A 13,667-nucleotide genomic window follows, 5' to 3' on the forward strand; every position below is an offset into this window, starting at 1 on the left:
AAATTGAAACCTCCATGAAAACCCCCTCAGCCGCCTGCGGCGTCAGCTCCCCCGAGGGGGGCTTTTCTTTTGCCAAATGCTTTTTATCCGCAAAAGCTGCCGTGCTCCGTTCCGCTAAAAAGCTCTCCCTTTCGGGAGAGCTGGCATTGCGAAGCAATGACTGAGAGGATCTTTATTAGTTCTTATAGAAATTGATCAGGCAGCCATCTGCCAGGATCTTGCGCTCATCGGCGGTCAGCGGGGCCATGTACAGGCTGAACTCCTTGACGGAATCGCCCAGCACATAGGCCTTGATGTCCTGCAGATCGCCCTTGAGCGCTTCGCGGACGTTGGGGATGAACACATAATCGCCCAGACCGAAGGGCGTTGCGCCCACCAGCTGCAGCGGCAGCATACCCCAGTTGATGAGGTTGGAGCGGTAGCGCTTGGTGGCATACTCGGTGACGATGTTGGCCCCGGCACCCAGCACGCGCTGGCAGCTGGCAGCCTGCTCACGGGCAGAACCATCGCCGGGCTTGACGGCAAAGATGGTGGATGCGATCTGCACATCATCCCATGTCAGATCCTCGCAGCCGGGCACTTTGTGCAGCTGGGCCAGCACCTCGGCGCTGCCCTCGCCTGCACGGCGGGCCTTTTCCTCAGCCTGCACAGCCTTGGCGCGGCCCACGTACTCCGGGTCCTTGCGGCTGAGGGTGAACTCTGCCAGACCCAGCGGATTGGAGCGGAAGGACGAGGTCTCTCCGGAGGGGATGAGCTCGTCCGTGGTGGTAACAGGATCGGTGATGTAGGAAGCTACCTTCAGCAGCAGATTCTCGCCCAGCGGTGCGATCTCGGGCCAGTCCTTGATGTTGGGACCCAGCTTGAGCAGGGCATCGTAATCGCCCTTGCCAAAGCCCTGATACACGCGGGTATTGTAGCTGGAAGGATCGTACTGATACTCAGGCACAGTGGGATCATAATCAATGTCGGTGGCCGGGGTCAGGATGCCGCCGTTGGCCGTGGTGGCTGCAATGCTGCGGGCATCCATCAGTGCTACGCCGGAAAGCTGGCCGTTGCCAGGCTTGGAGCCCTCACGGCTGGGGAAGTTGCGGGTGGTATGGCGGATGGACAGCGCGCCGTTTGCGGGCACATCGCCTGCGCCGAAGCAGGGACCGCAGAAAGCTGTGCGGATGGTTGCACCGCTTGCCATCAGGTCGCTGATCACGCCGGTGCGCACCAGCTCCATCATGATCGGCTGGCTGCCAGGGTACACGCTGAGTGCGTAGTCACCGCAGCCGCCGGTATGGCCCTTGAGGATGGAGGCTGCCTCATAAATGCTGTCGTAAAGACCGCCTGCACAGCCTGCAATGACGCCCTGATCCACACGCAGCTTTCCGTTCTCGATCTTGCTGCACAGGTCAAGGCTGACGTCCTTGCGGCCGATGAGCTTCTGCACATCCTGTTCGCAGGCGTGGAGAATATCCTCAAGGTTTGCGTTCAGTTCTTCAATGGTGAATGCATTGGAGGGGTGCATGGGCAGTGCGATCATCGGGCGGATCGCAGACAGGTCCACTTCCACCACGCCGTCATAGTAGGCCAGATCCGCCGGGGCCAGCTTTTTATAGTCGGCAGCGCGGCCGTGCACAGCAAGGAAGCGATGGGTGGTCTCGTCTGTCTCCCAGATGGAGGACAGGCAGGTGGTCTCGGTGGTCATCGCATCGATGGCATTGCGGGTATCCTGACGCAGGGACGCAATGCCGGGGCCAACGAACTCCATGACCTTGTTCTTGACGTAGCCGCTCTTGAACAGCTTGCCCACCAGTGCGATCGCCACATCGTGGGGGCCGCAGCCTGCGGGCAGAGAGCCGGTGAGGTAGATGGCCACGACGCCCGGGCGGGCAACATCATAGGTGCGGCCCAGCAGCTGCTTTGCCAGTTCGCCGCCGCCCTCGCCAATAGCCATGGTGCCCAAAGCGCCATAGCGGGTGTGGGAGTCGGAGCCCAGAATCATTTTGCCGCAGCCCGCAAACTTTTCGCGCATGTACTGATGGATGACTGCAAGGTGCGGGGGCACAAAGATGCCACCGTACTTTTTAGCAGCGGACAGGCCAAAGCGGTGGTCATCCTCGTTGATAGTGCCGCCCACAGCGCACAGGCTGTTGTGGCAGTTGGTAAGCACATACGGAATGGGGAATTTCTCCAGACCGGATGCGCGGGCCGTCTGGATAATGCCAACAAAGGTGATGTCATGGCTGGCCATGGCGTCAAACTTGATCTTCAGGTTATCGGCATCGCCGCTGGTGTTATGGGCCTGCAGAATGCTGTAAGCCATGGTACCGGTCTTTGCATTTGCAACGGCTGCTGCATCAAAGCCTTTTGCGGCCAGCGCGGCAGATGCATTGCCGTCTGCCGGCACCCACTCCCCGCGGGCATAGTATGCACCGCCGGTGCTGCACTTGATCATATCCAACATCTCGATTCGCCTCTCTTTTTGATTTTCCCGCCCGCCCTCTGTTGCGGGCACTGCCCCGGCAGAACGGTACACCGTCTGATCTGCCCTATCCTGCCGCACTGCCAAAGCAGGCGGCGACGGCCCCAAAGCCGTGTTTGAATAATATTATAGCATGAAACGCCGGAAAGAAAAAGCACTTTTTTCAAATGAACTGTGAAGGGAGGATGAAGAGACGGACTCTGCGCCGCTCTCTCCCCTCGTCCGGCACAAAAGAAACAAGCCCGAACTGCCGCAAAACAGCCCCTGCAAAAAATGAGACAGGCTTTCCCGAAAAGGATCGCCTGTCTCGTTGTCAGATATTTCCATCCCGAAGCATTGCCAGAAATTCCGCCTCGGTCAGAACGGGAATCCCGAGTGTCTGTGCCTTCGTCAGCTTGGAACCCGCCGCAGCACCAGCCACAACGTAAGCCGTCTTTTTGGAGACGGAGCCGCTGGCCTTGCCGCCATTTTTCACGATCAGAGCCTCGGCTTCGTTGCGGGAAAGCGATTCCAGCGTACCCGTGACCACCAGCGTTTTACCTGCCAGCTTATCGCCTTTCGGTTCGCCCTTCCACTGCATATTCAAGCCGGCATCTGCCAAGCGGTGCACAAGATCGGTGGTGCCTTCTTTTGCAAAAAATTCTACTACGCTTTGTGCCATCACGCCGCCAAATCCGTCGATCTCGCTGATCTTCTCCACGGTGGCTTCCCGGAGGGCCTGCAATGTTCCAAAATGCTCCGCCAGCAGAGCTGCTGCCTTGTCACCAATGTTGCGGATGCCAAAACCGAACAAAAGCTTATCCAGATTATTCTGCTTGGAGCGTTCGATCGCGCTCAAAAGATTCTCCGCACTTTTCTCCTTGAATTTGTCCAGCGTCAAAAGCTGCTCCCGGGTCAGAGTGTAGATATCCGCAGCAGAATGCACCATATCCTTTTCCACCAGCTGAGTGGCAACCGCTGTGCCAAGGCCCTCAATATCCATAGCATCCCGGGATGCAAAGTGGATGATGTTGCGCAGGGCCTGTGCCGGACATTCGGGGTTCACACAGCGCAAAGCCGCTTCATCTTCCAGATGAACGACCGGTGCGCCGCAGGAAGGACAGACAGTTGGCATTTCGTAGGGCTGCGCATCCTCTGCATGGCGGGTGACACCGATCACTTCCGGGATGATATCGCCAGCCTTGCGCACCTGAATGGTATCGCCGATGCAAAGACCAAACTGATGGATAAAATCTTCATTGTGCAGCGTTGCGCGGGCAACCGTGGTGCCTGCCAGAAATACGGGATCAAAGCAGGCAGTCGGCGTCAGCACACCGGTGCGGCCCACTGCGACCTCAATGCTGCGCAGCGTAGTTTCCTTGACCTCCGGCGGATACTTGAAAGCGATTGCCCAGCGCGGAAACTTGTTGGTGGAGCCCATCAAATCACGCTGTGCAAAACTGTTCACTTTTATAACAGCACCATCCATATCAAAGTCCAGCTTTGCACGGTTCTGCCCAATCTGCTCGATCTCTGCAATGGCCTGCTCAATATCATGCACCACATGATAACGCGGCGACACCGGCAACCCCAGACTCTTGAGATAGTCCAGACTTTCCGAATGCTTTGTGAGGGTTTTGCCACGGATCTGCTGCACATTAAAAATAAAAATAGAAAGCCCCCGGCTGCCGGTTATTTTGGCGTCCTTCTGACGCAGGGAACCGGCAGCAGCATTGCGCGGATTTTTGAAAGGCGCAGCGCCCTGCAGCTCCTGCTCTGCGCAGAGCTTCTGGAACGCTCCGTGCGGCATATACACTTCACCGCGCACTTCCAGAAACTCTGGTGCATTCTTCAATTTTTTGGGAATGCTGCGAATGGCACGGACATTGGCTGTAACGTCTTCGCCTACTACGCCATCGCCGCGGGTGGAGGCACGAACCAGCTCACCATTCTCATATTCCAAGCTGCAGGAAAGACCATCGATCTTGATCTCGACCACATACTCCGGCTCTGCGCCTGCTTCGCGCACACGGCGGTCAAAGTCGCGCAGTTCATCATACGAAAAAGCATCCAGAAGACTCTCCATTTTGACCGTGTGGGTCACCTTGGGCAGTTTGCTGCTGGCGGTACCGCCCACCTTCTGCGTAGGAGACGACGCCGTTACCAGCTGTGGAAACTGTGCTTCCAGCGCTTTCAGCTCCCGGGTCAGGGCATCATACTCAAAATCTTCCAGTTCCGGCGCATCCTGATCATAATAAAGACGATTATTTTTTTCAATGATCGTTCGCAGCTCTTCCACGCGCTGCTTTGCCTGTTCCAACTCCAAAAAATCCACTCTCCCGCTCTCCGACTTTTCCTGCGCTGCATTCCAGACTTGTTGGCTGGTGCAGCACAGGCTTCATTTTTGTTAGTATACCACATTTTTCCGCCCTCTGCAAAGGAATACGGTTTGTATAGATCATTTATCCATCACAGTTGAAATCGGTTTCACTTTACTCTTTCGGTTGATTTATAATCAATTCAGAGGAGATACTCTTTGTTGAATAGCGTAAATTTAATACGTATTATCGCGTTATTTTTGCTGTATCTTTCATTGGATTTCCAGCAATTGCAAGAGGCTTTCTCGGTCAAATCTGCAATGAAGGATGTGAGCACGTTCCTCCGTTCATGCCATAAAAAAGAGCCGCCCTCCCGATCCCTCGAGAGAACAGCTCCATGGTATTGACTTTATAAATATCAGATAGAAATGGTGTTGCAAACGTCCAGCAGCACCGGGTCAAGCGTCTTGGTCATTTCAAGGGCTTCATCCACCGGATAGTCCACCAGTTTTTCGCCTTTCATGCCAACGATACGGTTATACTTGCCCTGCTCCAGCAGACAGACAGCGTGATAGCCCATTGCAGACGCATTCACGCGGTCACGCAGGGTGGGAGAACCACCGCGCTGGACATGACCCAGAATCGTTGCACGGGAATCAATGCCAGTACGGGCCTGGATCTCGTTTGCGATCTCCTGCGCATGGCCGACGCCCTCGGCCACGATGATGATGAAATGACGCTTGCCGGTCTTCTGGGTCTCTGCGATCTTATCCAGAATATCGCGCTGCATGTCGAACTCTTTCTCCGGCAGCAGAACAGCCATAGCACCGGAAGCGATGGCCACGTTCAGTGCAATGTAACCGGCATTGCGGCCCATGACCTCGACCACACTGCAGCGGTCATGGCTCTGGGTGGTGTCGCGCAGCTTATCGATCATTTCCAGCGCGGTATTCATCGCAGTATCGTAGCCGATGGTATAATCCGTGCAGGAAATATCGTTATCGATGGTGCCGGGCAGGCCGATCATCGGGATGCCGCGGTGGGCCAGCTCACGAGCGCCGCGGTAAGAACCATCACCGCCAATGACCACCAGTGCATCGATCCCCAGCTCGCGGCATTTCTCGGCACCCTTGTCCTGACCTTCCTTGGTCTTGAACTCCAGGCAGCGGGCAGTGTAAAGGATCGTACCGCCTGCAGAAATGATGTTCGAGACACTGCGCAGGTTCATTTCAAAGCATTCGCCGTTCAGCAGGCCGTTATAGCCGCGCTGAATGCCGATCATACGGTAACCCTTATGCAGGCCGGTACGGACTACGGCGCGCACAGCAGCGTTCATGCCGGGAGCATCACCGCCGCTTGTCAACACACCAATCGTTTTGATCTGCTTTTCCATACGAGAGATTCCCTCCAATTTTGTCTTCATTTACCCAGTAATATCACAGCGCTCTCCATTTCAACGCTGCTCAGAGCACTTCACTTGCCTTGAATCATTATAACACAAACGCTCCGTTTTGAAAACATTCTGCCTGTTAAGATTCGTGCACAGAAATGTCATTTTGTTGCAATATTGTCTGCGCCGACCAGTCTTTCCAGTTCTTCAAACAGCAGCGGATGGCCGGAAGTGTAAAGATGACGCGGCACCTGCAGATACTGCTTGGTGTCCATCAGGTACAGAAGCACCGGCATATCTCCATCGAAAATATGCAGAAGATTTACCACCTTTGCATATTCCCTGCTGCTGCGGGACGGCACACGGATATAGAGTTTTTTTGCAGCCTTCCGCATCGGGTCCGGGCGGCCCTTGTCCGGCCGGGAGGGATCATAGCTTTCAATGGGGACAACACTCTCTGCCAGCAGCTTGGAGGCTTCGTCCTCTCGCACAGAAAGTTTGCCGTCGATCACAACGACCGCGTTTTCGTGCAGCGAATCGCGGAAGGTGTCCAGCACTCTGGGGAACACGATCACCTCCATCGTACCGGTCAGGTCTTCCACACTGGTAAAGGCCATCATGCTGTTGGACTTGGTGGTCATCATGCGGCTTTTTACCACTGCACACACGATGCGCACCCTTTCGCCGTCCTTCACATGGGCATCCTCGCCGGTCAGATCCTTGATGGAGTGGGACGCGATCCGCGCCGACTGCTCACGGTAGGCGTCCAGCGGATGGCCGGACAGGTACAGGCCGCTGACATCCTTTTCCTGCTGCAGCAGCTCCTTGTGACTGTATTCCGACAGCTGTTTGATCTCATAGCTGTCCGCAGATGCTTCGTCCTGCGCTTCCCCGCTCATGACCGAGAACAGATCCAGCTGGCCGTCCAGATTGCGCCGGGAGTCTGTTTCGATGCTTTTCAGAATGCCTTCCACCGCCTCCACCTGACTGTGGCGGTTGCTGCCCATATGGTCAAAGGCGCCGGCCTTGATCAGGCTTTCGACCGCCCGGCGGTTCAATTCTGTACCATGCATCCGCTTGCAGAAATCGTACAAGCTGGTGTAGGGCTTATTCTGCCGCTCTCTGACCACATTCTCAATAAGGTTGCGGCCCACGTTCTTGACCGCGTTCAGTCCAAAACGGATCTGACCGTTGTCATCTGCCGTAAATCCGCCGTTTGAAACATTCACGTCCGGCGGCAGCACCTTAATTCCAAGCCGTGCGCACTCGCCGGAGTACTCGATGACTTTATCGGTGTTGTCCAGCACGCTGGTCAGCAATGCAGCCATGAATTCACTGGGGTAATGGCACTTGAGATAGGCTGTCTGAAATGCCACATAGGCATAGCAGGCAGCGTGGCTTTTGTTGAATGCATAGGAGGCGAAGCTGGACATTTCGTCGTAGATCTCGTTTGCCACTTTTTCCGAAATGCCGTTTGCCACACAGCCCGGGCATTCGTTGCCGGGGTCGGTGCAGCCGTGCACAAAGTGCTCACGCTCTGCCTCCATAACAGCATGCTTCTTTTTGCTCATGGCACGGCGGACATTGTCTGCCTGCCCGAACGAGAAGCCTGCCAGCTCACGGAAGATCTGCATCACCTGTTCCTGATACACGATGCATCCGTTGGTCACGTCCAGAATGTGCGCCAGCTGCGGGGTCTTGTAGCTGATCTTATCCGGCTCGTGGCGGTTGCGCAGATAGGTCGGGATGGAGTCCATGGGACCGGGACGGTACAGGCTGATGAGAGCGATGACATCTTCAAGGTTCTGCGGCTGCAGGCCCACCAGGACCTGCTTCATGCCGGAAGATTCCAGCTGGAACACGCCTTCGGTATCGCCCTGCCCCAGCATCCTGTAGGTGTCCGGGTCGTCATAGTCCAGCTTCTGGACGGAAAATTCCGGGTGGTGCTTCTGCACGGCAATTTCCGCATCGCGGATGACCGTCAGGGTGCGCAGACCAAGGAAGTCCATCTTCAGAAGTCCAAGCTCCTCGATCTCGGTCATGTTGAACTGGGTCACGGGCAGACCATCATTGGTGGCCAGTGGCAGATAGTAGTCCGTAGGCTCCGGGGTAATGACGACGCCCGCCGCATGCGTGGATGCATGGCGGGGCATTCCCTCCACCTTCAGGGCCGTGTCGATCAGCTCCGTGACCTGCGGATCGGTGTCGTACATCCGCTTCAGCTCTGTCGAGACCTCCAGCGCACGCTTCAGGGTCATTTTCAGTTCCATGGGGACCTGCTTTGCCACCGCATCCACCTGCTGATACGGGATCCCCATTACACGGCCGACATCGCGGATGGCGTTGCGGGCTGCCATGGTGCCGAAGGTGACGATCTGCGCCACATGGTCAGCACCGTATTTGCGGTTGACGTAATCAATGACTTCCTGTCGGCGTTCGTAGCAGAAATCCACATCGAAGTCCGGCATACTGACACGCTCCGGGTTCAAAAAGCGTTCAAAGATCAGATTATAGCGGATGGGGTCGATATCCGTGATGCCCACACTGTAAGCCGCAATGCTGCCTGCGCCGGAGCCGCGGCCCGGGCCCACCGGGATGCCCTGACTCTTGGCGTAGTTGACGTAGTCCCACACGATGAGGTAGTAGTTTGTGTAGCCCATCTTTTTGACCACGCCGATCTCGTAGCTCAGACGGTCTTTGTTGGCCTGCGGTACATCAGGCCCATAGCGGCGTTCCAGACCCTCCCAGCAGAGCTTTTCAAAAAACGCCTGATTATCCATCCCGTTCGGCGCTTTATAATAAGGGATCTTGGTGTGCCCGAAATCAAAATCAAAGCTGCACCGCTCTGCAATTTTGGCCGTATTTTCGCAGGCTTCCGGCACCATGGAGAACAGATCATACATTTCGTCTGTCGTTTTGACATAGAACTCGTCGGTCTGGAACTCCATTTTATCCGCATCCTGAATGGTCTTGCCGGTCTGGATGCACAGCAGGATGCCCTGCATCTTGGCATCCTCCCTGCGCAGATAGTGGGAGTCGTTGGTGGCTGCCATGGGGATGCCTGTTTCCCGCGCAAGCTTGATGAGCTGCGGCAGAACGATGTTGTCCTCTTTCAGGCCATGATCCTGCAGCTCAATGTAATAGTTGCCCTCGCCGAACAGGTCGCGGTACCACAACGCGCTGGTTTTGGCACGCTCATAGTCGCCTGCCAGAATGGCCTGCGGGATCTCACCGGCCAGACAGGCAGACAGGCAGATCAGTCCCTCGTGATACTGCTCCAGCAGCTGCTTATCGATGCGGGGCTTGGAGTAAAATCCCTCCACAAAAGAGGCCGATACCATTTTGATAAGGTTTTTGTAACCGGTCTCATTTTTGCACAGCAGGATCAGATGGTTATTGCCATCGATCTTGTTCACCTTATCAAAGCGGGTGCGGGTGGCAACATAGACTTCGCAGCCGATAATAGGCTTGATGCCCGCCTTTTTAGCCGCCTTGTAAAACTGCACGCAGCCGTACATAACGCCATGGTCTGTGCAGGCAATGGCGGTCTGCCCGCACTCTTTTACACGCTCCATCAGCTGGTCGATGCGGCAGGCACCGTCCAGAAGGCTGTATTCCGTATGGATGTGCAGATGAACGAAGTCCCTTCCAAGACGGTTATTCTCACTGATCTCGCTCACGCTGTGCCTCCTGTTCCAGATTCTTCCGCAGATTTTCGGCCAACGCCTCCAGTTTCTTCATCCGGTGCGACAGGCCGGATTTGCTCACCGCGGGCTCAAAGCAGCCGCACAGTGCCGTGAGCGAAAGGTCCGGGTACTGCATCCGTTTGGCGGCAGCTTGCTGCAGCACCTCCGGCAAGGTGGAAAGGGCATCCTGCTCTTCCAGAAATCGGATTGCCTTCAGCGTCTGCGCATTGGCACGGGCCGTTTTGCCGAGGTTTGCGGTGTCGCAGTTGGTCTGACGATTCGTCTGGTTGCGCACCTGCTTGAACGCCTTCTGTGCGTGCATCTCCTCAGCGGCATTCACTGCCCCCATAAAGCTGAGCAGCCGTTCTACATTGGCTCCCGTTTTAACGTAGATCAGGTTCACACCGTTGCGCCGGGTGCGGTGCGGTGCAAACTCATGCTCTGCCAGCAATGCTTCAAAGTCCCGTGCAAGGTTGGTGCGGGAGGTAAGGAACTCCAGATTATATTCCTTCTGCGGGTCAATGACCGTTCCACTGCACAAAAAAGCTGCGCCAATGTACGCACTGACGCAGGTCTGGCAGCGGATAAGGCGGGGATCGATCTGCAGGCTGGTCTCACTGCCGGTGGTGCCGAACAGCTCATGCATCCGGGCCACCTGCTCCGGCGCACGGATGTTGAACTCGTACAAAACACCGCTGGGCCGCTGCTTTTGCAAAATTTCGCCCTGCACGCCGCAGCGGGCAAACAGCTGCTGTGCAGCCTGCACCGTCTCCTGCTGTTCGGTCTGCACCACAAGGCCCCTAGCATCAAAATATTTGGCAAAGCACGCAATGCCATAGGCCGCCGCACGCACACAGCAATCCTTCTGGATGCTGCGCGCAGCGATCTCCTCCCGCGCACGGGACGCAAAACTACTCATATTTCCTCAATTCTGTCAACGCATGGCATCACGATGCTGCACGCCCGGCTCGTAGCCGAGTGCCGCGCAATACTCCGCGATCTTACGCGCAAATGTAATGGAGCGGTGCTTGCCGCCGGTACATCCCACCGCAATGGTCAGCTGGCTTTTGCCCTCCTTGACGTAAAGCGGCAGTGCATACTGCAAAAAGCTTTCGTAGCGCTTGAGCAGCTCCTGCGCTTCCGGGTGCGACATGACAAAGTCCACCACTTCCTGATCCAGTCCCGTCTTGTGCTTGAGCTCCGGGACATAGAAAGGATTGGGCAGGCAGCGCACGTCCAACACGAGGTCTGCTTCCGGCGGGATGCCAAACTTGAAACCAAAGGACATCACGGTCAGGCGCATTGCACTTTTTGCTCCGCCATTTTTCACAAACAGGTCGCAGATGCGCTCCTTGTTCTGTGCAGTAGAGAGCAGTGCCGTATTGATGGTATAGTCTGCACGCTCCTGCAGCGGCTTCAAAATCTTGCGTTCCTTTGCAAAGGCCTCCCGCGTGGAAATGCCCTCCGAAATGCTGATGGGATGACGGCGGCGGGTCTCGCTGTAGCGGCGCATGAGCACATCATCCGGGGCATCCAGAAACAGGATCTTATACAGGATCCCCTGCTCGTCCAGTTTATGAAGCGCCTGCTCGATCTCTTCGCTGGTGCGGCAGCCGCGCACATCCATAGAAAGTGCCACCCGCTCCAGCTGGCTGTCGCCTGCTTCCGAGAACGCAGTGATGCTGGGCAGCAGTCCGGCCGGAACATTATCGATGCAGAAAAAGCCGATATCCTCCAGCGCGTTCATGGCGACCGATTTGCCTGCACCGGAAAGTCCGCTGACGATCAACAGCTCCATAATTGATATCCCGCTCCTTTTATCTTGGCCAATATTTTTATTTCACAACACGGATCTCTTTTTCCAGTTCATAGCCGGTCTTTTCCTTCACGATGGCACGCACTTCATCGCAGAGAGCCAGCACATCGGCACAAGTGGCACCGCCGAGGTTGACCACAAAGCCGCAGTGCTTGTCGCTGACGGCGGCACCGCCGTGACGAAAACCGCGCAGGCCGCACTGGTCGATGAGTGCAGCTGCAAAAGCACCTGCCGGGCGCTTGAAGGTGCTGCCGGCGCTGGGCTTATCCAGCGGCTGCTTGTCCACACGCTTTGCCATCAGTTCATCCATTTTTGCACGGATGTCCGCTGCGTTCCCGGGCTGCAGCACAAACTGCGCCGAAAGGATGCAGCCGCCATTTTCTTCAAAAATGCTGTGGCGGTAGCTCAGGTCCAGCTCTGCTGCCGATGCCTGCACGACCTCTCCCTCTGCGGTCAGATACCGCACCACGGTGAGGACATCCTTCATTTCGCCGCCATAGGCACCCGCATTCATATACACTGCACCGCCCACCGTGCCGGGGATGCCATAGGCAAATTCCAGACCAGACAGGCCGTGTTCCAGCGCAGCCCTGCACAGGGCTGCGAGCCGGACGCCCGCACCAGCTGTCAGCAAATTGCCTTCAACGGCAATATCGCTGCCCAGTGCAGAAATGTCGATCACCACACCAGCAAAACCCTCGTCCGCAAACAGGATATTGCTGCCGTTGCCCAGCAGATAATAGCGGACAGCCTGTTCTTTGCACAGCGCAACCGCACTGCAAAGCTGCTGTTCTGTCTGCGGCTGCACGAACAGCTGTGCAGGACCGCCGATTTTAAAGGTACAGTGTGCCGCAAGCGGCTCATTCTCCCGGAACGGGATGCCTGCCTGCAGCAGCTTCTGTTTGAATCGTTCCATAGTGGGTAGCTCCTAAATCAGTCCATTTTGTCATCCAGACCCAGACGGATCAGCAGCTCACGCGCTGCATTGTAGCCCATCTTTTTCTGGCGGTTGTTGATGGCGGCAGTTTCCAGCACGACAGCCAGATTGCGGCCCGGCGAGACCGGAATGCTGGTGCTGGGGATGCTGACGCCCAGAATATCGTAGTACTCGTTTTCCAGTCCGGTGCGCTGGTAGTTTTTGGTGGGGTCCCATGTCTCCAGCTGAACAACAAGGTCCAGACTTTCGCTCAGTTTGACCGCACCAACGCCGTACACACGGGCCACATTGACGATGCCAATGCCTCGCAGCTCAATAAAGTGGCGGATGTTTTCCGGTGCGGTGCCCATGATCTGGCGGTTGGATACCTTGCGCAGCTCCACAGCATCGTCTGCTACCAGACGGTGGCCGCGCTTGACCAGCTCGATGGCAAGCTCACTTTTGCCGATGCCGCTGTCGCCCAGGATCAGGATGCCCTCGCCATACACCTCCACCAGCACGCCGTGCCGGGTGATGCGGGGAGCCAGTTCCAGATTGAGTACACTGATCAGACTGCCCATCAGCGTACAGGTCGTCTCGTTGGAGCGCAGCAGCGCTACGCCATGCTTCTGGGCCAGTTCCTGCATTTCCGGGAAGGGAGTCAACTCCTCGCTGCGGCAGACGATAACAGCCGGCGGCTGCTGACGAAACAGCTGATCCAGTGCTTCGTAGCGTTTTTCTGCCGAAAGGCCGGACAGAAAGTTCATCTCTGCCAGACCCATGATCTGCAGGCGCAGCTTATCAAAATAATCGTAATAACCCGCAAGAAATAGACCGGGACGGTTGACCTCGGCGATCTCCACACAGATCTGATCCAGTTCCTTTGGCGTATAGACAACTTCCATACTGACACGGTCGGTCAGCGTTTTGAGCGAGACATTGAATGTGCCCATCCTTGTTTCCTCCTGTGCTCCCTTTTGCCGTGCAGCACCGCCATTCCGCCGGGCGGGCACAGCATTCTTTCCTTTTATTATAATAGAATGATTCCTAAAAAACAATACAGCCGCTCTTTCTTTTTCCTTTGCCGGAAAG

At 56.2% G+C, this 13,667-nt stretch carries 8 protein-coding genes; all 8 read right to left on the reverse strand.

All coding sequences use genetic code 11. The annotated features are described in order from the left end of the window. Window positions 1-175: 175 nt before the first annotated feature. The 8 genes from ACKXF9_RS10865 to hprK all read right to left on the reverse strand — a co-directional run bounded on the left by ACKXF9_RS10865 (window position 176) and on the right by hprK (window position 13,528). On the reverse strand, window positions 176-2,443 hold the full coding sequence (locus ACKXF9_RS10865) for a hydratase (protein WP_418266378.1): 2,268 nt from the start codon (window positions 2,441-2,443) through the stop codon (window positions 176-178). A gap of 340 nt (window positions 2,444-2,783) precedes the next feature. Then, window positions 2,784-4,784: an NAD-dependent DNA ligase LigA gene (gene ligA / locus ACKXF9_RS10870; protein ID WP_418266186.1), complete on the reverse strand. Its 2,001-nt coding sequence runs from the start codon at window positions 4,782-4,784 to the stop codon at window positions 2,784-2,786. A gap of 401 nt (window positions 4,785-5,185) precedes the next feature. Then, window positions 5,186-6,160, reverse strand: a complete 975-nt coding sequence (gene pfkA, locus ACKXF9_RS10875) for a 6-phosphofructokinase (RefSeq protein ID WP_249236585.1) — start codon at window positions 6,158-6,160, stop codon at window positions 5,186-5,188. A 158-nt stretch (window positions 6,161-6,318) separates the two neighbouring features. Beyond that, on the reverse strand, window positions 6,319-9,837 hold the full coding sequence (locus tag ACKXF9_RS10880) for a DNA polymerase III subunit alpha (protein WP_418266187.1): 3,519 nt from the start codon (window positions 9,835-9,837) through the stop codon (window positions 6,319-6,321). After that, entirely contained in the window at window positions 9,821-10,762 is a 942-nt protein-coding gene (gene whiA, locus ACKXF9_RS10885; protein ID WP_249236583.1) for a DNA-binding protein WhiA, read from the reverse strand. The genes ACKXF9_RS10880 and whiA overlap by 17 nt, the downstream gene beginning before the upstream one ends. Before the next feature lie 15 nt (window positions 10,763-10,777). Next, a complete protein-coding gene (gene rapZ, locus ACKXF9_RS10890; protein ID WP_418266188.1) occupies window positions 10,778-11,641 on the reverse strand; it encodes an RNase adapter RapZ in 864 nt (287 codons plus the stop codon). A gap of 37 nt (window positions 11,642-11,678) precedes the next feature. Further along, window positions 11,679-12,575, reverse strand: coding sequence for a UDP-N-acetylmuramate dehydrogenase (gene murB / locus ACKXF9_RS10895; protein ID WP_418266189.1), 897 nt, complete (start codon window positions 12,573-12,575; stop codon window positions 11,679-11,681). A 17-nt stretch (window positions 12,576-12,592) separates the two neighbouring features. Continuing rightward, window positions 12,593-13,528 (reverse strand): HPr(Ser) kinase/phosphatase, encoded by a 936-nt coding sequence (gene hprK / locus ACKXF9_RS10900; protein ID WP_249236580.1) that lies wholly within the window; start codon window positions 13,526-13,528, stop codon window positions 12,593-12,595. Between the last annotated feature and the right edge of the window lie 139 nt (window positions 13,529-13,667).

This window comes from Faecalibacterium sp. 9, assembly GCF_048320955.1.
GTDB classification, from domain to species: Bacteria; Bacillota; Clostridia; order Oscillospirales; family Ruminococcaceae; genus Faecalibacterium; species Faecalibacterium wellingii.